The 22,760-nt window shown below is 71.2% G+C and carries 21 protein-coding genes; 15 read left to right on the top strand and 6 right to left on the bottom strand.

What is annotated here, in order from left to right:
* Positions 1 to 216: 216 nt before the first annotated feature.
* The 3 genes from INQ48_17350 (at position 217) to INQ48_17340 (ending at position 6,457) form a co-directional block, all read left to right on the top strand.
* Positions 217 to 1,473, top strand: a complete 1,257-nt coding sequence (locus tag INQ48_17350; protein ID QRF55186.1) for an efflux RND transporter periplasmic adaptor subunit — start codon at positions 217 to 219, stop codon at positions 1,471 to 1,473.
* Positions 1,474 to 1,668: 195 nt separating this feature from the next.
* A complete protein-coding gene (locus tag INQ48_17345; protein ID QRF55185.1) occupies positions 1,669 to 4,941 on the top strand; it encodes an efflux RND transporter permease subunit in 3,273 nt (1,090 codons plus the stop codon).
* Between the two features lie 34 nt (positions 4,942 to 4,975).
* A complete protein-coding gene (locus tag INQ48_17340) occupies positions 4,976 to 6,457 on the top strand; it encodes an efflux transporter outer membrane subunit (GenBank protein QRF55184.1) in 1,482 nt (493 codons plus the stop codon).
* 18 nt (positions 6,458 to 6,475) lie between these two features.
* On the opposite strand, the gene INQ48_17335 is transcribed toward INQ48_17340, so the two are convergent.
* Positions 6,476 to 7,021, bottom strand: coding sequence for a winged helix-turn-helix transcriptional regulator (locus INQ48_17335; GenBank protein QRF60775.1), 546 nt, complete (start codon positions 7,019 to 7,021; stop codon positions 6,476 to 6,478).
* 139 nt (positions 7,022 to 7,160) lie between these two features.
* Here INQ48_17335 and INQ48_17330 point away from each other — a divergent pair, with 139 nt between their 5' ends.
* Positions 7,161 to 8,138, top strand: a complete 978-nt coding sequence (locus INQ48_17330) for an ABC transporter substrate-binding protein (protein ID QRF55183.1) — start codon at positions 7,161 to 7,163, stop codon at positions 8,136 to 8,138.
* 12 nt (positions 8,139 to 8,150) lie between these two features.
* On the opposite strand, the gene INQ48_17325 is transcribed toward INQ48_17330, so the two are convergent.
* Positions 8,151 to 8,375 carry a hypothetical protein gene (locus tag INQ48_17325; GenBank protein QRF55182.1) on the bottom strand — a complete coding sequence of 75 codons (225 nt, stop codon included), beginning with the start codon at positions 8,373 to 8,375 and terminating at the stop codon, positions 8,151 to 8,153.
* A gap of 223 nt (positions 8,376 to 8,598) precedes the next feature.
* Between INQ48_17325 and INQ48_17320 the strand changes: the two genes are divergently transcribed.
* The 4 genes from INQ48_17320 to INQ48_17305 are packed head-to-tail and all read left to right on the top strand — an operon-like array spanning position 8,599 to position 12,426.
* Entirely contained in the window at positions 8,599 to 10,020 is a 1,422-nt protein-coding gene (locus INQ48_17320) for a cobyric acid synthase (GenBank protein QRF60774.1), read from the top strand.
* Entirely contained in the window at positions 10,017 to 11,063 is a 1,047-nt protein-coding gene (gene cobT, locus INQ48_17315) for a nicotinate-nucleotide--dimethylbenzimidazole phosphoribosyltransferase (GenBank protein ID QRF55181.1), read from the top strand. Before INQ48_17320 ends, cobT begins: the two co-directional genes overlap by 4 nt.
* Before the next feature lie 5 nt (positions 11,064 to 11,068).
* Positions 11,069 to 11,863, top strand: coding sequence for an adenosylcobinamide-GDP ribazoletransferase (locus tag INQ48_17310; protein ID QRF55180.1), 795 nt, complete (start codon positions 11,069 to 11,071; stop codon positions 11,861 to 11,863).
* Positions 11,864 to 11,865: 2 nt separating this feature from the next.
* Positions 11,866 to 12,426 (top strand): histidine phosphatase family protein, encoded by a 561-nt coding sequence (locus tag INQ48_17305; protein ID QRF60773.1) that lies wholly within the window; start codon positions 11,866 to 11,868, stop codon positions 12,424 to 12,426.
* A 7-nt stretch (positions 12,427 to 12,433) separates the two neighbouring features.
* Here the strand turns inward: INQ48_17305 and nth are convergent, their stop codons facing one another.
* Entirely contained in the window at positions 12,434 to 13,078 is a 645-nt protein-coding gene (gene nth, locus INQ48_17300) for an endonuclease III (GenBank protein QRF55179.1), read from the bottom strand.
* 107 nt (positions 13,079 to 13,185) lie between these two features.
* On the opposite strand from nth, the gene INQ48_17295 reads away from it, so the two are divergent.
* A complete protein-coding gene (locus INQ48_17295; GenBank protein ID QRF55178.1) occupies positions 13,186 to 14,373 on the top strand; it encodes a PLP-dependent aminotransferase family protein in 1,188 nt (395 codons plus the stop codon).
* 9 nt (positions 14,374 to 14,382) lie between these two features.
* On the opposite strand, the gene INQ48_17290 is transcribed toward INQ48_17295, so the two are convergent.
* Complete coding sequence (locus INQ48_17290; protein QRF55177.1) at positions 14,383 to 14,610, bottom strand: hypothetical protein; 228 nt, start codon at positions 14,608 to 14,610, stop codon at positions 14,383 to 14,385.
* A 72-nt stretch (positions 14,611 to 14,682) separates the two neighbouring features.
* Here INQ48_17290 and INQ48_17285 point away from each other — a divergent pair, with 72 nt between their 5' ends.
* Positions 14,683 to 15,018: a hypothetical protein gene (locus tag INQ48_17285; GenBank protein QRF55176.1), complete on the top strand. Its 336-nt coding sequence runs from the start codon at positions 14,683 to 14,685 to the stop codon at positions 15,016 to 15,018.
* On the opposite strand, the gene INQ48_17280 is transcribed toward INQ48_17285, so the two are convergent.
* A complete protein-coding gene (locus INQ48_17280; protein QRF55175.1) occupies positions 15,019 to 16,098 on the bottom strand; it encodes an Ldh family oxidoreductase in 1,080 nt (359 codons plus the stop codon). It abuts the gene before it with no gap.
* Between the two features lie 14 nt (positions 16,099 to 16,112).
* The gene (locus tag INQ48_17275; GenBank protein ID QRF55174.1) at positions 16,113 to 17,087 is read right to left on the bottom strand and encodes a tripartite tricarboxylate transporter substrate binding protein; all 975 of its coding nucleotides are present in this window, start codon (positions 17,085 to 17,087) and stop codon (positions 16,113 to 16,115) included.
* 142 nt (positions 17,088 to 17,229) lie between these two features.
* On the opposite strand from INQ48_17275, the gene INQ48_17270 reads away from it, so the two are divergent.
* From INQ48_17270 to INQ48_17250, 5 genes are read left to right on the top strand one after another with little or no spacing between them, the layout of a single operon-like run.
* A complete protein-coding gene (locus tag INQ48_17270) occupies positions 17,230 to 18,012 on the top strand; it encodes an enoyl-CoA hydratase/isomerase family protein (protein QRF55173.1) in 783 nt (260 codons plus the stop codon).
* 18 nt (positions 18,013 to 18,030) lie between these two features.
* Positions 18,031 to 19,125, top strand: coding sequence for an acyl-CoA dehydrogenase family protein (locus INQ48_17265; protein ID QRF55172.1), 1,095 nt, complete (start codon positions 18,031 to 18,033; stop codon positions 19,123 to 19,125).
* Between the two features lies 1 nt (position 19,126).
* On the top strand, positions 19,127 to 20,320 hold the full coding sequence (locus INQ48_17260) for an acyl-CoA dehydrogenase family protein (GenBank protein ID QRF55171.1): 1,194 nt from the start codon (positions 19,127 to 19,129) through the stop codon (positions 20,318 to 20,320).
* 20 nt (positions 20,321 to 20,340) lie between these two features.
* A complete protein-coding gene (locus INQ48_17255; protein QRF55170.1) occupies positions 20,341 to 21,558 on the top strand; it encodes a CoA transferase in 1,218 nt (405 codons plus the stop codon).
* 10 nt (positions 21,559 to 21,568) lie between these two features.
* Positions 21,569 to 22,738, top strand: a complete 1,170-nt coding sequence (locus INQ48_17250; protein ID QRF55169.1) for an acyl-CoA dehydrogenase family protein — start codon at positions 21,569 to 21,571, stop codon at positions 22,736 to 22,738.
* Positions 22,739 to 22,760: the final 22 nt, after the last annotated feature.

The following is a 22,760-nucleotide window of genomic DNA, read 5'->3' as shown; positions in this document are numbered from 1 at the left end:
GCGACCTCAGCCAGATAGCCAGCCGCTAGCGCGGTGAGGTCGGTCGCCAACGAGGCGACGGCCCCGCCGATACGGCCGAGCCACCGGGGGCACCCGGTGCGGCCGGCCTGTTTCCGAAATCTCCGTTTTTCTTGGTGCGAGGGCGCCAGGACGGACTGTTGCATCCCGAAAAGTCATCCGAGTCATTTGAGTCATCTGAGAGAAGGACGAATCACCATGTCGAACAACAAGCCAACGTTTTCCTCCGCGGCCCGCAAGGGCCTGTGGCCCGCCGTGACCGGCGTCACCGCCTTGCTGGCGGTGGCCGCCGCGGTGCTGGGCATGCACAGCTTCAAGGCCGAGGCCAACGCGCCGGCCGCGGGCGCGCCGCAGGCCATCCCGGTCTCGGTCGCGGCGGTGGCGCCGAGCGAGATCAACGCCTGGGACGAGTTCTCGGGCCGCCTCGAGGCGATCGAACGCGTCGACGTGCGCTCCCGCGTCGCGGGTGCCGTGCAGTCGCTGCACTTCCGCGAAGGCGCGCTGGTCAAGCAGGGCGACCTGCTGGTGACCATCGACCCCGCGCCGTACGCGGCCGAGGTCGAGCGCGCCGAGGCGCAGGTGGCGTCGGCGCAGGCCCGCCAGTCCTTCAGCCGCAGCGAGCAGGAGCGCGCCAAGCGCCTGTGGGACGAGCAGGCGATCGCCCAGCGCGAATACGACGAGCGCGTGAATGCCGGCCGCGAAGCCGAAGCCAACCTGCGCGCCGCCCAGGCCTCGCTGCAGTCGGCGCGCCTGAACCTGGGCTACACCCAGGTGCGGGCACCGGTCTCGGGCCGCATCGGCAAGATCGAGGTCACGGTGGGCAACCTGGTGGCGGCCGGTCCCGGCGCCCCGGTGCTGACCACGCTGGTCTCGGTGAGCCCGATCTACGCGAGCTTCGATGCCGACGAGCAGGTGATCACGCGGGCCCTGAAGGACCTGCCGAGCGGTTCCAGCGCGCGCGGCCAGATCGAAACGATCCCGGTGCAGATGGGCACGGCCGGCCTGGAGGGCACGCCCTTCGTCGGCAAGCTGCAGCTGATCGACAACCAGGTCGACGCCCGCAGCGGCACGGTGCGCGTGCGCGCCTCCTTCGACAACAAGGACGGCGCCCTGATCCCCGGCCAGTTCGCCCGCATCCGCATGGGCCAGGCCCGCAACGACACCGCGCTGCTGGTGAGCGAACGCGCCATCGGCACCGACCAGAACAAGAAGTTCGTGATGGTCGTGGGCGAGGACAACAAGGCGGTCTACCGCGAAGTCGCGCTCGGCGCCTCGATCAACGGCCTGCGTGTCGTGAGCAAGGGCCTGAAGGCGGGCGACCGCGTGGTGGTCAACGGCCTGCAGCACATCCGCCCGGGTGCGCTGGTGGCGCCGCAGACCGTGACCATGGACGCCAAGGCCGACGGCAAGGCGCAACAACCGACGGAACAAGTGGCGCAGGCCGCGAAGTCCTGAACGACACCGGGCCCCGCGCGCCAGCCTGACGACAGGCCGGCGCGCCGGGAAACCCGGGACACCGACGACGGCGACAGCGGCAACGGCCGGCTCTCGCCAGCGTTACTCGAAGTTCCTTGATGGGAGCCACCTGGATGCCGCTCGTCTTTTTCGAAGCGGCGTGGATCGCGCTGTCCGCGCGATGGAGCCAACGAAATGAATCTCTCTAAATTCTTCATCGACCGGCCGATCTTTGCCGGCGTGCTGTCGCTCTTGATGCTGATAGCCGGCCTGATCGCGCTGCGCGGTCTGCCGATCTCCGAGTACCCGGAAGTCGCGCCTCCCTCGGTGGTGGTGCGCGCCCAGTACCCGGGTGCCAACCCGAAGGTGATCGCCGAGACCGTGGCGACCCCGCTGGAGGAGCAGATCAACGGCGTCGAGGGCATGCTCTACATGGGCAGCCAGGCCACCACCGACGGCGTGATGACGCTGACGGTGACCTTCCGCCTCGGCACCGACCCCGACAAGGCCCAGCAGCTGGTGCAGAACCGCGTCTCGCAAGCCGAGCCGCGCCTGCCCGAGGAAGTGCGCCGGCTCGGCATCACCACGGTGAAGAGCGCGCCCGACCTCACCATGGTGGTCCACCTCGTGTCGCCGAACAACCGCTACGACATCAACTACCTGCGCAACTACGCGGTGCTGAACGTGAAGGATCCGCTGGCGCGCATCGAAGGCGTGGGCCAGGTCCAGATCTTCGGCGGCGGCGACTACTCGATGCGCGTCTGGCTCGACCCGCAGAAGGTGGCGCAGCGCGGCCTCTCGGCCTCCGACGTGGTGGCTGCGATCCGCGGCCAGAACGTGCAGGCCGCGGCCGGCGTGGTCGGCGCTTCGCCGGGCCTGTCGGGCGTGGACATGCAGCTCTCGATCAATGCGCAGGGGCGCCTGCAGAGCGAGGAAGAGTTCGGCGACATCATCGTCAAGAGCGGCACCGACGGCGCCGTCACGCGTCTTCGCGACATCGGCCGCCTCGAGATGGGCGCCGCCGACTACTCGCTGCGCTCGCTGCTGAACAACGACCCGGCCGTCGGCATGGGCGTGTTCCAGGCCCCGGGCTCGAACGCGCTCGACATCTCGGCGAACGTCCGCAAGACCATGGCCGAGCTCAACAAGAACATGCCGGAAGGCCTGGAATACCGCATCGCCTACGACCCGACGCAGTTCGTGCGCGCGTCCATCGAATCGGTGATCCACACGCTGCTCGAAGCCATCATGCTGGTGGTGCTGGTCGTGATCCTGTTCCTGCAGACCTGGCGCGCGTCGATCATTCCGCTCCTGGCCGTGCCGGTGTCGGTGATCGGTACCTTCGCCGTGCTGCACGTGCTCGGCTTCTCGATCAACGCGCTGAGCCTGTTCGGGCTGGTGCTGGCGATCGGCATCGTGGTGGACGACGCCATCGTGGTGGTGGAGAACGTCGAGCGCAACATCGAGGCGGGGCTCACGCCGCGCGAGGCGACCTACCGCGCGATGCGCGAGGTGTCCGGGCCCATCATCGCGATCGCGCTGGTGCTGGTGGCCGTGTTCGTGCCGCTGGCCTTCATCAGCGGCCTCACGGGCCAGTTCTACCGCCAGTTCGCGGTGACCATCGCGATCTCGACCGTGATCTCGGCGATCAACTCGCTGACCCTGTCGCCCGCGCTCGCCGCCGTGCTGCTGCGCGGCCATGACCAGCCCAAGGACGCGCTGACGCGCGGCATGGACCGGGCCTTCGGCTGGCTGTTCCGCGGCTTCAACCGGTTCTTCCATCGCGGCTCCGAGGCCTACAGCGGCGGCGTCAAGCGCGTGATCTCGCGCAAGACGCTGATGCTGGTGATCTACCTCGCGCTGGTCGGCGTGACCTTCGGCCTGTTCAAGGCCGTGCCCAGCGGCTTCGTGCCGGCGCAGGACAAGCAGTACCTGATCGGCTTCGCGCAGCTGCCCGACGGCGCCACACTCGACCGCACCGACGAAGTGATCCAGCGCATGGGCGAGATCATGAAGAAGAACCCGAACGTGGAAGACGCCATCGCCTTCCCGGGCCTGTCGATCAACGGCTTCACCAACAGCTCGAACTCGGGCATCGTGTTCGCCACGCTCAAGCCCTTCGACCAGCGCAAGCGCGCCGACCAGAGCGGCGGCGCGGTGGCGGGCCAGCTCAACGGCGCCTTCTCGAGCATCCAGGACGCGTTCATCGTGATGTTCCCGCCGCCGCCGGTGGCGGGCCTGGGCACCACGGGCGGTTTCAAGCTGCAGATCGAGGACCGGGCTTCGGTCGGCTACGACCAGATGGACGCGGCGGTCAAGGCCTTCATGGCCAAGGCCTATGCGGCGCCCGAACTCACGGGCATGTTCACGAGCTGGCAGGTCAACGTGCCGCAGCTGTATGCCGACATCGACCGCACCAAGGCGCGCCAGCTCGGCGTGCCGGTGACGGACATCTTCGACACGATGCAGATCTACCTGGGCAGCCTCTACGCCAACGACTTCAACAAGTTCGGCCGCACGTACAGCGTGCGCGTCCAGGCCGACGCGCCTTACCGCGCCCGTGCCGAGGACGTGGGCCTGCTGAAGGTGCGCTCGACCTCGGGCGAGATGGTGCCGCTGGCCGCGCTGATGAAGGTCAACTCGACCTTCGGTCCGGAACGCGCCATGCGCTACAACGGCTACCTCGCGGCCGACATCAACGGCGGCCCGGCACCCGGCTACTCGTCGGGCCAGGCGCAGGACGCGATCACCAAGATCGCGGCCGAGACGCTGCCCAAGGGCGTGAGCTTCGAGTGGACCGAGCTGACCTACCAGGAGATCCTGGCCGGCAACTCCGCCTTCCTGGTGTTCCCGCTGGCGATCCTGCTGGTGTTCCTGGTGCTGGCCGCGCAGTACGAGAGCCTGACCCTGCCGATCGCGATCATCCTGATCGTGCCGATGGGCATCATGGCCGCGATGGCGGGCGTGTGGATCTCGGGAGGCGACAACAACGTCTTCACGCAGATCGGGCTGATCGTGCTGGTGGGGCTCAGTGCGAAGAACGCGATCCTGATCGTGGAGTTCGCCCGCGAGCTCGAGTTCGCCGGGCGAACGCCGATCCAGGCCGCGATCGAGGCCAGCCGGCTGCGCCTGCGCCCGATCCTGATGACCTCGCTGGCCTTCGTCATGGGCGTGCTGCCCCTGGTGCTGTCGACCGGCGCGGGCTCCGAGATGCGCAAGGCGATGGGCGTGGCGGTGTTCGCCGGGATGATCGGCGTGACGGCCTTCGGCCTGTTCCTGACGCCGGTGTTCTACGTGCTGATGCGCCGCATCGCGGGCAACCGGCCGCTGAAGCTGCACGGCGAGGTGCCGCATGGCGAGGACTTCGTGTCGGGCGACCATCCGGCGCCGGCCTCGGGCGGATCGGGCGGCGGCCATGGCGGCGGCCTGCATCCGGTGCCGGCCTCGCCGCGGACCTCGCATGAATGACGAACGAACCACAGAACAAGAAGGAAGCTCGATCATGAACTTCAAGCTCTCATCCCTCTCGGCGCCGCTGCGCGCGGCCGTGCTGCCCCTGGTGGCGGCGCTGGCCCTGGCCGGCTGCGCGAGCGTGCCCTCGGGCCTGCCCGAGACCCCGGCCGCGGCCCAGTTCAAGGAACAGGGCGCCACGCCGCCCGCCGGCTGGACCCGCGCCGTGCCTTCCGAGGGCGCCGCGCGCGGCGCCTGGTGGCAGGCCTTCAACGATCCGGTCCTGAACGAGCTCATCGCCAAGGCCGAGGTCAGCAACAACAACATCCAGGGCGCGGCGGCGCGGCTGGCCGAGGCCCGCGCCATCGCGCGCAGCGTCAACGCCGACCGGCTGCCGCAGGTGGGCCTGAGCGCCGGCGCCAACCGCGGCGCCGGCCTCGACAAGGCCACGGCCAGCACCTCGCCGGCCACCATGACCAATGCCGGTGCCACCTTCTCGTACGAGCTCGACCTGTTCGGCCGCCTCTCGCGCGCCAGCGACGCGGCGCGGCTCGACGCGGCCGGCCGCGAGGCGCTGCTGCAGAGCACGCGGCTGGCGGTGCAGGCCGAGGTGGCGCAGACCTACCTCACGCTGCGCGCCCTCGATGCCGAGCGCGTGCTGGTGCGCGAGCAGGTCGAGGCCTACCGCGACACGCTGCGCCTGTCGCAGCGCCGCCAGCAGGCCGGCGACATCGCCGAGCTCGACGTGGCGCGCGTGCAGACCGAGGTCTCGTCGACCGAGTCGGACGCGCTGGCGATCGATCGCCAGCGGGCCCAGGTCGAGCATGCGCTCGCGGTGCTGGTGGGCGATTCGGCCTCGAGCTTCGGCGTGCGGCCGGCCGACTGGACCACCGCGCTGCCCGCGATCCCGCCCGGCGTGCCGGCCACGGTGCTGACGCGCCGGCCCGACGTGTCGGCCGCGCAGAACGCGGTGTTCGCGGCCCAGTCGCGCGTGGGCGTGGCGCAGGCCGCGTGGTTCCCCGACATCTCGCTGACCGGCGCTGCGGGCTATGCCTCGCCCGAGATCGGCGACCTGTTCAAGTGGTCGGCCCGCTCGTGGGGCGTGGGCGCGCTGCTGTCGCTGCCGATCTTCGACGGCGGTCGCCGCGAGGCCGGGCTGCAGAGCGCCAATGCGCAGCTCGACGGCGCGTTGGCCGGCTACCGCAACCAGGTGCTCGTGGCCTTCCAGGAGGTCGAGGACCAGCTGTCGTCGATCCGCATCCTGCAGGAGCAGTCGGGCGTGCAGGCCACGGCCGTGGCCTCGGCCGCGCGCGCGACCAGCCTGTCGGACACGCGCTACCGCAACGGCTACATCAGCCAGCTCGACCTGCTCGACGCGCGCCGCAGCGAGCTGCGCAACCGTCGTCAGGCGCTGCAGGTGAAGTCGGCGCAGTACCAGGCGGCCGTGGGGCTGATCCGCGCGATCGGCGGCGGCTGGGAAGTGCCGGGCGCGGTAGCCTCGAGCGACGGCGCCCCGCGCGGCCCGCGGAGCTGAGCGCTCTTCGCTTCGTCGCTACGCGCCCCGCTTCGGCCAGCGGTGGCGCGTGCCGCCCGAACGGCGGTCGGCCTTCTCGGGCACCATGCCCTGGGCGCTGAGCGCGCCACCGCGCTGCTCGAGCCGCTGCAGGCACTGCAGCAGGATCTCGATGTGCGCGGGCTCCAGGCCATCGAGCAGGCCGGTGTTGAGGTCGGCGATGCGCGGGAACAGCTCGTCGTAGAGCTGCCGCCCCGCGGGGCTCAGCCGCACATGCACCTCGCGGCGGTCCTCGGCGTCGCGGCGCCGTTCCACCAGCTGCTTCTCGACCAGGCTGCGCAGCCCGCGCGAGGTGCGCACGCGGTCCAGGTTCAATTGCTCCGACAGTGCCGAGGGCGTGATCTCGCCGGTCTGCGCGAGCGTGCCGATCATTCCCCATTCGCGGCGCGTGATGCCGAAGCCGCCCTCGACCAGGCGCGTGGCCATGCCGGCACCGGCGCGCGCCGCGCGCGAGAGCCGGTAGAGCAGCAGGTCGTCGAGGGAGCGGGGCGCGAGCAGCGCGGCCGCGTCGGGAAAGGCTTGCAGGGAAGAAGAGCTCACGGAGGCGCGGGATGTGGCGGCGCCGCCGCGGCGCCCGATGATGGATTAGATCAACTATTTGTTACCTGCATATAAACAGCGTAACAAAAGCCGGCCACCAGCCGCCGGCGTGAGGAGATCCCCCGTGCCCTTTTTCCCTTCCCGGCGACGACTCGCCGCCTGCTGCCTCGCGCTCGCGATCGGCGGCATCCTGGCGCCCGCGCAGGCGCAGAACCTCGACAGCCCGCTCACGCTGGTCGTGGGCTATGCGCCCGGCGGCAGCACCGACCGCATCGCGCGCCTGATCGCCGAGCGGCTCGGCCCCAAGCTCGGCGTGGCGGTCACGGTCGAGAATCGCGCGGGCGAGGGCGGCCGGCTCGCGGCCAAGCAGCTGCGGCGCGCGAGCGCGACCGAGAACGTGCTGATGCTCGGCAACCCCGCCGTGATGGTGGTGGCGCCGCTGGTGATCAAGGACGCGGGCTACGATCCCGACAAGGACTTCGTGCCCGTCACCCAGGTCAGCAGCTACGACTTCGCGCTGGCCGTGGGGCAGAAGCTGCAGCTCGACCGCGCCATGTTCCTGGTGGGCCGGCTCTGGGCCCATCCCGAGGAGGCGGTCTTCGGCGTGCCCGCCACCGGCAGCCTGCCGCACTTCTTCGGCCTGATGGTGGGCGATGCGCTGAGCGTGCAGCCGCAGATCAAGGGCTACGGCGGCTCGGCGCCGCTGGCGGCCGACCTGACCGGCGGCTCGCTGCCGATCGCCATCGACACGCTGGACTCGCTCTATGCGCAGCACGTGGCCGGCAAGATCCGCATCCTGGCCGTGTCGGGCAAGAAGCGCGCGAGCTTCGCGCCTTCGCTGCCGACCTTCCGCGAGGCCGGCATGAAGATCGATGCCGACGGCTGGAACACCTTCTTCGCGCCGAGCAGCATGCCGCCGGCCAGGGTGCAGCTGCTGGCCGCGAAGATCCGCGAGGTAATGCAGGACCCGGGGCTGCAGAAGGCGGCCGATGCGCTCTACATCACGCCGGTGGTCAGCAGCAACGCCGAGACGGTGCAGATGCTCAAGGCCTACCGGCAGCAGTGGGAGCCGGTGGTGCGGCGCTCGGGCTTCGCGCCCTGAGCGCGCGCAGGTTCAGGTGTCGGGATCGGACGTCCGCGCCGCGCTGATCTTCTGCAGCTCCGCCACGCCCATCACCAGCGCGTTCGAGTAGCTGGCCTCGGCGCGCGCGGCGCGGCGGTAGACGCGGTAGTCGAGCACCTCGGCCTCGCCGCTGTCCAGCGCCTCGAGCAGCACCCAGTGGAAGCGGTCCGGTTCGGGTTCTTCGACGGTGAGGGCCAGGTCGTTGAGGGCGGGCATGGGGCGTGGTCGCGGGTGCTGTGACGGAGAAGCCGGGTATACGGAGGAATCGACGAACCGGATGCAGCCCGTGGGTTCGCAGGCCCGGTTGCGTGACGGAAGCCGCATTCCGGTGTTGCGTTTCGGGCACCCGCGCGCGCTCAACGACAATCCCGCCATGAATTTCCAGGCAGCGGCGGCGCCGGCGAGCGCGCGAGAGCACACCGGCGGGGCGCGTTGCGTGATGGTGCTGGGCACGACCAGCGGGGCCGGCAAGAGCTGGATCGCGACCGCGCTGTGCCGCTGGTATGCGCGCCAGGGACTCAAGGTGGCGCCCTACAAGGCGCAGAACATGAGCAACAACGCGCGCGTGGTCGAGGGCGGCGAGATCGGCAGCGCCCAGTACTTCCAGGCCCTCGCGGCGCGCGCGCGGCCCGAGGTGCGCATGAACCCGCTGCTGCTCAAGCCCGAGCGCGACACCCACAGCCAGGTGGTGCTGATGGGGCAGGTCGACGAGACCCTGTCGGCGCTGCCGTGGCGCGGCCGCAGCGAGCGCGTGTGGCCGCAGCTCGCGCGCGCGCTCGACGAGCTGCGCGCCGAGAACGACGTGGTCGTGATCGAGGGCGCCGGCTCGCCGGCCGAGATCAACCTGATGGCCAGCGACATCGTCAACCTGCGCATCGCGCGCCATGCCCGGGCGCGCTGCCTGCTGGCCACCGACATCGACCGCGGCGGCGCCTTCGCCCATCTCTACGGCACCTGGGCGCTGCTGCCCGAGGCCGACCGCGCGCTGCTCGCGGGCTTCGTGCTCAACAAGTTCAGGGGCGATGCCTCGCTGCTCGCGCCCGCGCCCGAGCAACTGCGCGAGATGACCGGCGTGCCCGTGGTCGCGACCCTGCCGATGTGGTGGCAGCACGGCCTGCCCGAGGAGGACGGCGTGTTCGACGACCGCAGCCGGTCCTCGGGCGCCGTGACGCGCACCGTTGCCGTCATCGCCTATCCGCGCATCAGCAACCTCGACGAATTCCAGCCGCTGAAGAACGTGCCCGGCGTGCGCCTGGTCTGGGCCCGCGCGCCGGCCGACGTGGCCGGCGCCGACTGGATCGTGCTGCCCGGCTCCAAGCACACCAGCGGCGACCTGGCCTGGCTGCGCGCGCAGGGGCTCGACCGCGCGGTGGCCGAGCATGCGGCGCGCGGCGGCGCGGTGCTCGGCGTCTGCGGCGGGCTGCAGATGCTCGGCGAGGCGCTGGTCGATCCGCACGGCATCGACGGCAACGCGCCCGGGCTGGGTCTGCTGCCGCTGGTGACGGTGTTCGAGCGCGACAAGACCGTGCGCCGCCGCGAGGCCGCCTTCGGCACGCTGACGGGCGCCTGGGCCGCGCTGTCGAACGTGGCCGTGGCCGGCTACGAGATCCACCATGGCCAGACCGCGGCCCATCCGCAGATGGCCGGCGACGGCGGCGCGGTGATGCCCGAGGGACTGGCCTGGCAGAACGCGCGCGGCAACGTGCTCGGCCTCTATCTGCACGGGCTGTTCGAGGACCCCGCGGTGCTGCAGGCGCTGTTCGGCGTCGCGGCGCCCACGCTCGACGCCACCTTCGACGGCCTGGCCGACTTCATCGACAACCACTTCGACGCCGGCGTGCTCGCCGGCCTGATCGCATGACCCACGACGACCTTCTTCCCGCGGTGCCCGACATCGCCGACGCCGCGCTCGCGGCCCGGCTGCAGGCCGCGCTCGACAACAAGACCAAGCCGCTGGGCGCGCTCGGCCGGCTCGAGGCGCTGGCGCTGCGCCTGGGCACGATCCTCGGCACCGAGTCGCCGGCGCTCGAGGCGCCGCAGATGCTGGTCTGCGCGGCCGACCACGGGCTGGCGGCGCGCGGCGTCTCGGCCTATCCGAGCGACGTGACCTGGCAGATGGTCGAGAACTTCCTGGCCGGCGGCGCCGCCGTCAGCGTGCTCGCGCGCCAGCACGGCCTGGCGCTGACCGTGGCCGACTGCGGCGTGCGGCGCGACTTCCAGCCGCGGCCCGGCCTGGTGCAGCGGCGCATCGCGGCGGGCACCGCCGATGCCTCGGCCGGCCCGGCGATGAGCGCCGCCCAGTGCGCGCAGGCCATCGCCAACGGCCGCGAGATCGTGCGCGCGCTGCCGGGCAATGCGCTGCTGCTCGGCGAGATGGGCATCGGCAACAGCTCGGCCGCCGCGCTGCTGCTGGCGCGCCTGGCCGACATCGACATCGACCGCTGCACCGGCGCCGGCACCGGGCTCGACGCCGACGGGCTGGCGCGCAAGCGCACCGTGCTGCGCGAGGTGCTGGCGCTGCATGCGAATGCCACCGCGCCGCTCGACGCGCTGGCCGCGCTCGGCGGCTTCGAGATCGCGACCCTGGTCGGCGCGGTGCTGCAGGCGGCCGAGGAACGGCGCGTGATCGTGCTCGACGGTTTCATCGCGAGCGCCGCCGTGCTGGTGGCGCAGGCGCTGCGCCCGCACGTGGCGCAGCGCTGCGTGGCGGCCCATGTCTCGGCCGAGCCGGGCCATGCGCTGCTGCTCGAGCGCTTGCGGCTCGAGCCGCTGCTGAACCTGGGCCTGCGCCTGGGCGAGGGCTCGGGCGGCGCGCTGGCCTGGCCGCTGCTCGAATCGGCCTGCCGCATCGTGCGCGAGATGGCGAGCTTCGAGTCGGCCGGCGTCTCGCGCAAGGACGCCTGAGCCCGATGAGCGGCCTGCGGCACTTCCTGCTCGCGCTGCAGTTCTTCACCCGCGTGCCGGTCACGGGCCGGCTCGCGGCCTGGGTCGGCTACAGCCCGCAGATGCTGCGCGCGAGCGCGGCGCACCTGCCGGGCATCGGCTGGCTGGCCGGCGGCGTGGCGGCGCTGGTGTTCGTGGGCGTGGCGATGGGCTTGCCGGGACTCGCGGGCGCGTTCGCGGCGGCGGTGCTGAGCACGGTCGCGACCGTGATGCTGACCGGCGCCTTCCACGAGGACGGCCTGGCCGACGTGGCCGATGGCCTGGGCGGTTCGGCCGACCGGGCGCGCGCGCTAGAGATCATGAAGGACTCGCGCATCGGTGCCTTCGGCGCGATCGCGCTGGTGCTGGCGCTGGGCCTCAAGTGCGCGCTGATCGCGGTGCTGGCCGGCGGCGGGCTGCATGCGGTGGCGGCGGCCATCGTCGGCGCGCATGTGCTGTCGCGGCTCGCGCCGCTCGGTTTGATCCGCTGGCTGCCCTACGCGGGCGACAGCGGCGCGAGCAAGGCCAAGCCGCTGGCCGATGCGATCAGCGGCGGCGCGCTGGCGATCGGCGTGCTGTGGACGCTGCCCGCGCTGGCGCTGCTGGCGCTGTCGCACGGCGCGGTGCATGCGCTGGCGGCGCTGCTCGCGGCGGCGCTGGCGGCGCTGTGGATGGCGCGGCTCTTTCGCCGCCGGCTGCAGGGCTTCACGGGCGACGGCCTCGGCGCCACGCAGCAGGTCTGCGAGATCGCGATCTACCTCGCGCTGGCGTGGCGGGCATGAGCATGCGCAGGCTCTGGCTGCTGCGGCATGCGCCGGTGATTGCCGAGGTGGGCCTGTGCTACGGCGCGAGCGATCTCGAGGCCGAAGCCGAGGCCACGCGCGCGGCCGCCGAGCGCATCGCGCGCGAACTGCCGCCGGGGCTCGCCGTGCTGTCGTCGCCGCTGCGGCGTTGCGCCACGCTGGCCGGTGCGATCGCCGCGCTGCGGCCCGACCTCGCCGTGCAGCACGATGCGCGCATCGCCGAGATGGATTTCGGCGCCTGGGAGGGGCAGTCCTGGTCGGCGATCGCGCGCGCCGAGCTCGATGCCTGGACCGCCGACTTCGCCGACACCCGTGCCGGCGCGCATGGCGAGAGCGTGCGTGCCTTCATGGCGCGCGTGGCCGGCGCCTACGACGAATGGAGAGCCGGGCAGGGCGATGCGCTGTGGGTCGCGCATGCGGGCGTGCTGCGCGCCGTGTCGCTGCTGCACGCGGGCACGCGCTGCCCGCGCGATGCCACCGAGTGGCCGTCGACGCCGCTGCCCTTCGGCGGCTGGCAGGTGGTCGAGCTTCGGTCGACCTGATGCGGCCTCAGCGCTTGGGCGCTGGCGTCTTCGGCTTGTAGTCGCAGTAGGTCGACACCGCGCAGTCCCAGCAGCGCGGCGTGCGCGCCACGCAGACGTAGCGCCCGTGCAGGATCAGCCAGTGGTGCGCATGCAGCCGGTACTCGAGCGGCACGCGCTTCTCGAGCTTGAGCTCGACCTCGAGCGGCGTCTTGCCCGGCGCCAGCCCGGTGCGGTTGCCGACGCGGAAGATGTGGGTGTCGACCGCGATCGTGGCCTCGCCGAACGCCACGTTGAGCACCACGTTGGCGGTCTTGCGGCCCACGCCGGGCAGCGCCTCGAGTTCGGCGCGGGTGCGCGGCACCTCGCCGCCGTGCTGCTCGACCAGCATGCGGCAGGCCTCGATCAGGTGCTTGGCCTTGCTGCGGTACAGCCCGATGGTCTTGATGTAGCCCTCCAGGCCCTCGACGCCGAGGTCGAAGATCGCCTGCGGCGTGTTGGCCACGGGGAACAGCTTGCGCGTCGCCTTGTTCACGCCCACGTCGGTGGCCTGCGCCGACAGCAGCACCGCGGCCAGCAGCTCGAAGGGCGTGCTGTATTCGAGTTCGGTCTCGGGCGTGGGGTTGGCGGCCTGCAGGACGGCGAAGAAGGGCGCGATGTTTTCTTTTTTCATGGGGCGGGACAAAGGCAGGCGCAATATATCGCTGAAACGGGAATGACCTACGCAACTTAATTTCCCGCGGCTTTCGCCACAATGGCGGCCAGAAAGTGAGACTGACCATGCAATTCGCCTCCCGCCTCGACAACGTCGAAACCTCCGCCATCCGCGAACTCTTCAAGCTGCTGGGCAAGCCCGGCATCATCAGCTTCGCGGGCGGCTTCCCCGACAGCGCGATGTTCGACGTCGAGGGCCTCAAGGAGGCGAGCCAGAAGGTGCTGGCCGAGGAGGCCGGTGGCGCGCTGCAGTACGGCGCCACCGAAGGCTACGAGCCGCTGCGCGCGCAGCTCAGCGCCTTCATGAAGACCAAGGGCGTCGAGGTCGATCCCAGCGGCCTGATCGTCACCACCGGCAGCCAGCAGGCGCTCGACCTGCTGGGCAAGACCATGATCTCGCCCGGCGACAAGGTGATCGTCGAGGGCCCGACCTTCCTGGCCACCATCCAGTGCTTCCGCCTCTACGGCGCCCAGCTCATCAGCGCGCCGATCGACGCCAACGGCGTGAAGACCGACGAACTCGAGAAGCTGATCGCCGAGCACAACCCCAAGTTCGTCTACCTGATCCCCACCTTCGGCAACCCCAGCGGCGCGATGCTGAGCCTGGAACGCCGCAAGAAGGTGCTCGAGCTGGCCGTCAAGTACCAGACCTTGATCGTCGAGGACGATCCCTATGGCGATCTGTACTTCGGCGAGGCGCCGCCGCCCTCGATCATGGCGCTGAGCAAGGACGTGCCCGGCAGCCGCGAACTGCTCGCGCACTGCGGCAGCCTCAGCAAGGTGCTGAGCCCGGGCCTGCGCATCGGCTGGATGATCGCCCCGGCCGAGCTGCTGGCCAAGGCCACCATGTGCAAGCAGTTCAGCGACGCCCACACCAGCACCTTCTCGCAGGCCACTGCGGCCCAGTACCTCAAGAGCGGCCGCATGCCGGCCACGCTGGCGCATGTGCGCGAGGTCTACGGCCAGCGCGCCAAGGCCATGGGCCAGGCGCTGCAGCGCGAGCTCGGCGACGCGGTGAGCTTCACCCAGCCCAACGGCGGCCTGTTCTTCTGGGCCCGCCTCACGGGCGCCAACGGCAAGCTGGCCAATGCCAACGAACTCGCCAAGCGTGCGATCGAGAAGCTGGTTGCCTTCGTGCCCGGCGCGCCGTTCTATGCCGAGAACCCCGACGTGGCGACCCTGCGCCTGAGCTTCGCGACCGCCGACGTGGCGAAGATCGAAGAGGGCGTCAAGCGCCTCGGCCAGGCGCTGTAAAGCCGGCTGTCAGGGCGAGCGGTGCAGCCGGGGCGCCGCGAGCAGCGCCAGGTTGTCCGCGATGGCCGCATCCACGTTCGGATAGCGGCCTTTCATCTTCGAGAGCGTCATGATGGTCTGCAGCGCCTTCAGGTCCTTGACCGAGGGCGCGACCTTGATCTGTGCGATGGCCGCGGCGGGATTGCCGCCGTTGATCAATGCCATCACCTTGCTTGCCCAGTCGTTCGCGCGCGCCATGTCTTTCACCTGCTTTCCGTTGAGCCGCCGACTGTACACAGTGGCACGGCGGGGCATTGGTTACCATCACCCATGAGAAAAACCTTCCAGCTTCAGGTCGAGGGCAAGCACCCCGACCGCCACCTCGAAGCCACCAAGCACGAAATCCGCAAGTACATCAAGCGCGAGCGCGGCCATGCACTGCCGGCCGGCGCCGATTTCTGGGACTTCGATTGCCGCTTCGGCACCGCCGCCGACAACGCCGAGACGATCCACCTGTCGGCCATCACCGCCAGCATCGACCACGTGGTGGCCGAGGGCGGCAAGCAGTTCTACCTCGAGATCCTCGCGCGGCCCGCGACGCGCAAGCCGCGGCCCGCGGGCGAGGCCGCTCCGTCCGACGAGGACGGCGACGACCAAGACAACTGATCAGGCCAGCGCCTGCGCCAGCCGCAGGCCGTGCCGCTGCTCCACTTCCTGGAGCGAACGCGCGATCGACGGGTGCAGCCGCACCCCGTCCCTCGATTGCGCCTCCCGACGCTTCAACCCGCCTTCGCCCGGCAGCCGCACCGGCTTCGCCGGATCGATGGGCGCATTGCCGCGACAACGTTCGGCGACCTCGTCCATTTGCCGCAGGAAGGCCGCCTTGCCGCCGAAGGCATGCAGGTCGTGCAGCGTGACGTGCACCGTCGCGCCCCAGCCCTCGGGCGGGTCGGCGCGGCCATGGCCGGCGAGGCCGCCGGTCAGCGCCTCGACCAGCAGCGCCATGCCGTAGCCCTTGTGGCCATGGCTCAGGCCGCCCACCGGCAGCAAGGTGCCGGGCGGGCTGTCGAACAGCACCTGCGGATCGTTCGAGGGCCGGCCCCGCGCATCGATCAGCCACTGCTCGGCGAAGGTCTCGCCGGCCGCGCGCTTGCGGTTGCTCATGCCGTTGGTGGTGATCGAGGCCGAGATGTCGACCATCACGCCGCCCTGCGAGAGCCCGAAGCCCAGCGCCAGCGGGTTGGGCGTGAACACCGCCTGCGTGCCGCCGAAGGGCGCGACGCTCGCGGTGTTGGGGTCGGAGCAGGCCAGCAGCATCAGCATGTCCTCCCGCAGCGCGCGCAGCATGTAGACCGCGAGGCAGGCGATGTGGTGGCTGCGGCGGATCACCAGCGAGGCGGTGCCGAGTTCGCGGGCGCGCGGGACCAGCAGGTCGAGGCCCTGTTCCATGAGCCAGGGGCCGGGCAGGCGCCGGCCGTCCCACAGCACGGCGGCGGGGCGGTCCGACAGCACCTCGGGCACGCCCTCGCGCGCCATGCCGCCCGCCTCGAGTTCCTTCGCATAGCCCGCGAGCAGCGCGAGGCCGTGGGTGTCGTGGCCCAGCAGGTCGCCCTCGACCAGCGTGCGCGCCACGCTCGCGGCCATCGGCGCGGCGAGGCCGCACTTCTGCAGCAGGGCATCGGCATAGGCGACCAGCGCCGGCGCGTTGTAGAGGGGGACTTCGGGCGAGGGGACGGCTTGGTTCATGCCGCCATTCTGGGTCACTCGGGCTTGATGTTGGCGATGGCCGCGATCTTGCGGAAGCGCGCGATCTCCTCGAGGTGGAAGCGCTGCATCTTCTCGGGCGGGTAGGGCATGAGCTCGGCGCCCGACTTGCGCACGAAGGCGCGCGCGTCCTCGGTGGCGAGCGTCTTCTGCAGCGCCTCGGCGAGTTTCGCGGTGACGTCGTCGGGCGTCTGCGAGCGCACGTAGAACGACACCCAGCTGTACTGCACGTACTCGTTGAAGCCCTTCTCGCGGATCGTCGGCACGCTCGGCAGGTCGGGGTTGCGCGCCTCGCCCGAGACCGCGAGCGGGCGCAGCTTGCCGCCCTTGATCAGCGGCATCGCGCCGCCGAGGTCGACCAGCGCGAAGTCGAGCTGGTTGCCGATCACGTCGGTCATGATCGGCGCCTGCCCCTTGTAGGGCACGTTGGTGAAGTCGCCGCCGGCCACGTTGGCGAGCCAGGCGGCCGCGAGCTGGTAGCCCGCGGAGTAGGTGCCGACGGTGAGCGACTTGCTCTTGCTGGCGGCCAGCAGCGCCTCGATGCTCGCGAACGGCGAGTCGTTCGAGACCACCACCACGTTCATGCCGCGCGTCAGGCCCGACACCGGCTTGTAGTCCTTCACCGAGTCGTAGCCCAGGTCCTTGATGGTCAGCGGGTTCACGGCCATCGGCGAGTTGCTCGCCAGCAGCAGCATGTAGCCGTCGGCCGGCGCGTTCTTCACCTGCTGCAGCGCGATGATGCCGTTGGCGCCCGGCTTGTTCTCGACCACTACCGCCTGGCCGAGCTGCGTGGCGAGCTGGTCGCCGAAGTAGCGCGCCGAGTTGTCGGAGCCGCTGCCCGGCGTGAACGGCACCACGATCTTGATCGGCCGCGTCGGGAAGGCCGTGCCCTGCGCGAAGGCCGGTCCCGCCACCGCCGCGCCCGCCGTTCCCGCCAATGCCAGCAACAGCCGGCGCCTGCTTGTCTCCATCTTTTTTGCTCCTGAGTTCGTGACTGAACCGGTCGTTCGCCGACCTGCCCGGGCTTCGGGCTGGCCAAATAATAATACATATGTGCTTTTAAAAAACATGTATCTGTTATATCGTTGAAAAAGAACAGCCGACAGGAGTCCCATGAGCACCGCAGCGAATCCTTCCGACCTCTCGATCCACCGCGCCGGCCACACGGCCACGGTGGAGATGTGCCGGCCCCCCCACAACTTCTTCGACCTCGCGCTGATCTCGGCGCTGGCCGAGGCCTTCGAATCGCTGCAGGCCGACCCGGCATGCCGCGCCATCGTGCTGGCGGCGCAGGGGCGCTCCTTCTGCGCGGGCGCCGATTTCTCGTCGCCCACGCCCGCCGCCGGCGAGCGGCGCGACCCGGGCGAGCTCTACCGGCAGGCGATCCGGCTGTTCGCCGTGACCAAGCCGGTGATCGCGGCGGTGCACGGGCCGGCCGTGGGCGGCGGGCTCGGGCTCGCGCTGGTGGCCGATTTCCGCGTCGCCTGCGCCGAGGCGCGCTTCAGCGCCAACTTCGCGCGCCTGGGCTTCCATCCGGGCTTCGCGCTGAGCCACACGCTGCCGCGCCTGGTCGGCGCGCAGCAGGCCGCGCTGCTGCTCTACACCGGCCGCCGCATCGACGGCGCCGAGGCACTGCGCATCGGCCTGGTCGACGAGCTGGCGTCGCAGGACCAGGTGCGCGCGCGCGCCCAGGCATTGGCCGGGGAGATCGCGATCTCGGCGCCGATCGCGGTCGAGTCGACCCGCGCCAGCCTGCGCGCCGGGCTGGTCGAGGCGGTGCGCGCCGCGGTCGAGCGCGAGGCCGGCGAGCAGCGCCAGCACTTCCAGACCCAGGACTTCCGCGAGGGCGTGGCCGCGATGGCGCAGCGCCGCGATCCCGTCTTCGGACGCCACTGAGCCGCGCCGGAGCACGCCATGATCGATTTCGCACTCGATGAAGAACTCGCGCTGGGGGCCGAGACGGCCCAGCGCTTTTCCGAGCAGCAACTGCTGCCCTCGCAGCGCGCCTTCGAGGCGCAGCGCGCGCTGCCCGAGGCCCTGCGGCGCGAGGCGGCCCAGATCGGTTTCGACCGCATCGACTGGCCCGAGTCCGCGGGCGGTGCCGGCCTCGGCGCGCTCGCGCGGGTGCTGGTGACCGAGCGGCTCGCGGCCGGCTGCCCCGGCGCGGCGCTGGCGCTGCAGCCGATCGGCGCGGTCGCGCAGGCGCTGCGGGCCTTCGGCGGCGAGGCGGCATTGCAGCGCCATCTGCAGCCGCTGCTGGCGCGGCCCGATGCGCGCGCGGCGCTGGTGTTCGATGCGCGCGGCCGATGGGCGAGCGATGGCGATGCGCTGAGCGGTCATGCGGCCTGGCTGCCGACCGACCGCATCGACCTGCTCGCGGTGCTGAGCCGCGACGGGCTGCGCCTGGTCACGCAGGGCATCGTGCTCACCGAAGTGGCCGGCGCCGGACTGCGCGCCGCGGGCGCGAGCGAGCTGCGCGTGGACCGCGCGCCGGTCGAGGCCGCGTGGACCGACCCCGCGGCCGCCGCGCTCGCGCTGGCCCATGCGCGCGTGCAGCTCGCGGCGCTGCTGGTCGGCCAGATGCATGCGGCGGCCGACTATTCGCGCCGCTACGCGCTCGAGCGTGTCGCCTTCGGCAAGCCGATCGCGCACCACCAGGCACTGGCCTTCCTGATCGTCGACATGCACAGCGCGGTCGATGCCGCGCGCCAGTTGCTGCACGAGGCCGCCTGGCGGCTCGATGCCGGCCGGCCCGCGCGCGAGGCCGCGGCCACGGCGCTGATCGAGGCGATCGAGAACGGGGTCTTCATCGGCGCCAACGCGGTGCAGATCCTCGGCGGCGCGGGCTTCATGCGCGACTACCCGGTGGAGAAGCAGCTGCGCGAGCTGCGCGCGCTGGGCCTGCTGCTCGGCGGCGCCGATGCCGCGCGCGACGACGCGTTGCCGGCCGCGATCGCCGCGCCGATCGACTTTCTTGCCACCACCGACGCAACGACCCAGGGAGCCTGAGATGGATTTTTCGATCAGCGCGGACGACCAGTCCCGCCTGCAGACCCTGCGCCGCCTCGGGCGCGACGAGATGCGGCCCGCGGGCTGGCGCGCCGACCGCGCGGGCGCGCCGCTGCCGGTGGACGACCCCTTCTTCGTGCGCATGCTGGCCGAGGGCTTCGGCCGCACGCGCTGGCGCGCGGCCGGCGCGACGCCCGACGGCACCGATGCGCCCGCGCCCAACAAGGCCGGCTCGGCCGTGGCCCAGGTGCTGCTGGCCGAGGAGGGCGCCTACTGGGACCGCGGCATCGGCGTCGCGCTGCCGGGCCCGGGCCTGGGCGAACCGCCGATCCTCTCGATGGGCACGCCCGAGCAGAAGCAGCGCTTTCTCTCGCCCTTCGTGAATCCGCAGCGCCCGATCTGGGGCGCCTTCGCGATGACCGAGCCCTCGGGCGGTTCCGACGTGGCCAACATCAAGACCCGCGCGCGGCGCGACGGCGACCACTGGGTGCTCGACGGCGCCAAGTCCTTCTCGGGCAACTCGGGCCGCGCCGAATGGACTGTGGTGTTCGCCACCATCGATCCGGCGCTGGGCCGCGCGGGCCACCGCGCCTTCGTGGTCGAGCGCGGCACGCCGGGTTTCGGCGACTTCCGCATCGAGAAGAAGATGGGCCTGAAGGCCTACGAGTCGACCTCCTTCTTCCTCTCGGGCTGCCGCGTGCCCGCGGCCAATTTGCTCGGCGGCGAGGCGTATTACGAGCAGCGCTCGGGCGGCTTCAAGGGCGCGATGAACACCTTCAACGCGGGCCGTCCGGCCATCGCCGGCATGGCGGTGGGCATCGGCCGCGCAGCGCTCGACGAGGCCGCGGCCTTCATGCAGGCCCAGGGCCTGGCCTCCGACCTGCGGCTGCGCGACCGGCTCGAGCGCTCGCGCCGCAAGCTCAAGGCCGCGCTGCTGATGGCGCTGCGCGCCGCCTGGCTGGCCGACCGGCGCCAGCCCAACATGCTCGAGGCCTCGGCCTCGAAGGCGCTCGCGCCGCCGGCCGCCTTCGAGGCCACGAGCTTCGCGATGGAGGTGCTGGGCCTGGCGGGCGGGCGCGGCGACCACCTGATCGAGAAGCTGTTCCGCGACGTGAAGGCGCTCGACATCGTCGAGGGCACCGGCCAGATCCAGCGCGTGGTGATGGCGCGGCATCTCGTGGGCCTGCCCAACTGATTTCCTCTTCTTTCTTCTCTATGACCGATACGACTTCCAATGCGCCCTCGGGCCCGCTCCAGGGCATCCGCGTGCTCGACCTCACGGCCGTGGTGCTCGGCCCGCTGGCCACCCAGATGCTGGCCGACTACGGCGCCGACGTGATCAAGGTCGAGCCGCCCGAGGGCGACATGATGCGCGCCAACGGCATCTCGCAGAACCCGGGCATGAGCTCGATCTTCCTGGCCGTGAACCGCAACAAGCGCTCGCTCGCGGTCGACCTCAAGTCGCCCGAGGGCGTGGCCGCGCTGCGCGCGCTGATCCCGCAGGTGGACGTGGTGGTGCACAACATGCGCGTGGCCGCGGTCGAGCGCCTCGGGCTCGGCTACGAGGCGGTGGCGAAGCTCAACCCGAAGGTGGTGTATTGCGCCGCCACCGGCTTCGGCCAGGACGGCCCGCACCGCGACAAGCCGGCCTTCGACGACATCATCCAGGCCGCCTGCGGGCTGGTGGGCGTGGGTTCGGTGGGGCGCGAGCAGCCCGACTACACGCCCAGCCTGATCGCCGACAAGACCACCGGCCTCGCGGTCTGCAACGCGGTGCTGGCCGCGCTGCTGCACCGCGAGCGCAGCGGTCGGGGCCAGTACGTCGAGGTGCCGATGCTCGAGACCATGGCGGCCTTCGTGCTGGCCGAGCACATGGGCGGCATGACCTTCCAGGGTTCGGCGGTGAAGGCCGGCTATCCGCGGCTGCTCGAGGGCGGGCGCAAGCCGGCGCGCACGCGCGACGGCTGGATCAGCATGCTGCCCTACACGGAACGCCACTGGCAGGCCTTCTTCGTCGAGGTCGGCCGGCCCGAGCTGGCCGAGCGCTACAGCATCGCCAACCGGCAGGAGCGCAACGCGCAGGTGCGCGCGCTCTACGGCCACCTGCGCGAGCTGTCGCCGCTGAAGACCACGGCCGAGTGGATGGCGCTGTGCGAGAAGCTCGACATCCCGGCCACGCCGATCTATGCGCTCGACGACCTGCCCGCGCATCCGCACCTGAAGGCCGTGGGCCTGTTCGAGGACGCGCAGCATCCGACCGAAGGGCCGATCCGCCAGCTGCGGCCCACGGCGCGCTTCTCGGCCACGCCGACGCGCGTGTACCGCCAGGCGCCCACGGTGGGGCAGCACACCAGCGAGATCCTGCGCGAGGCCGGCCTCGGCGAGGAAGCCATCGCGCGGCTCAAGGCCAGCCGCGCGGTGGCCGGCGAGTGAGGGGCGGGGCATGAACTTCGAACTTGACGACGAGCACCGCATGCTCAAGGACCTGGTCGCGCGCTTCGTGCGCGACGAACTGCTGCCGCTGGAGCCGGCGGTGCTGAGGCGCGAAGCCGAGGGCGGGCAGCTGATGCTGATGCCCGAGGAGCACGAGCGGCTCGACGCGCTCTCGCGCGAGCTCGGGCTCTGGGGGCTCGATGCGCCGGCCGAACTCGGCGGCTCCGACCTGCCGGTGACGGCGATGGTCGGCGTCAACGAGGAACTCGGCAAGACCATCGTGCCCTACGACCTGCCGCCCGATTCGCCGAACCTGCGCATGCTGCTGAAGACGGCCGACGCGGCGCAGACCGAGCGCTACCTCGCGCCCTATGCGCGCGGCGAGACGGTCTCGGCGATCGCGATCTCCGAACCCGGCGCGGGCGCCGATCCGTCGGCGATGGGCACGCGCGCCGAGCGCGACGCGCAGGGCAACTGGGTGCTCAACGGCCGCAAGATCTGGATCAGCCGTGCCGCGCGCGCCGACTGGACCATCGTGATGGCCGTGACCGACAAGGCGCTCGGTTCGCGCGGCGGCATCTCGGCCTTCATCGTCGACAAGGACACGCCGGGCTTCATCGTCGAGCGCCGCATCCCGATGCTCGGCGGCGTGTCGACCTACGAGGTGGTGCTGCAGGACTGCCGCGTCGGCGCCGGCCAGCTGCTGGGCCAGGAAGGGCAGGGCTTCGCGCCGATGCAGGCGCGGCTGTCGAGCCGGCGCGTGCAGATGGCCGCTTGGTGCATCGGCCGCGCCCAGCGCGCGCTCGACATGGTCTGCGAGTACGCGCCGATGCGGAAGACCTTCGGCGCGCTGTTGTCCGACCGCCAGAGCGTGCAGTGGGGCGTGGCCGATGCCGCCACCCGCATCCACGCCTGCCGCCTCATGACCTACGAGGTCGCCGCGCGCATCGACCGCGGCGAGGAGGCGCGCTCGCAGGTCTCGATGATCAAGGTCTACGCCACCGAGATGGCCTGGGAGGTGATCGACATGGCGATGCAGGTCTTCGGCGCCATGGGCATGACCAAGGAAATGCCGCTGCAGCAGATGGCCAACGAGACCCGGCTGATGCGCATCTACGAAGGACCCAGCGAGGTGCACCGCTGGGTGGTGGCGCGCGAGCTCTTGGGCTCGCGGCGCTGAAGACAGGAAACCAGGAGACGAC

The sequence above is a fragment of the Variovorax paradoxus genome (assembly GCA_016806145.1).
Taxonomy (GTDB): domain Bacteria; phylum Pseudomonadota; class Gammaproteobacteria; order Burkholderiales; family Burkholderiaceae_C; genus Variovorax.
Note: the sequence above shows the minus strand (reverse complement) of the source record. Positions and strands in the feature narration are given on the sequence as shown.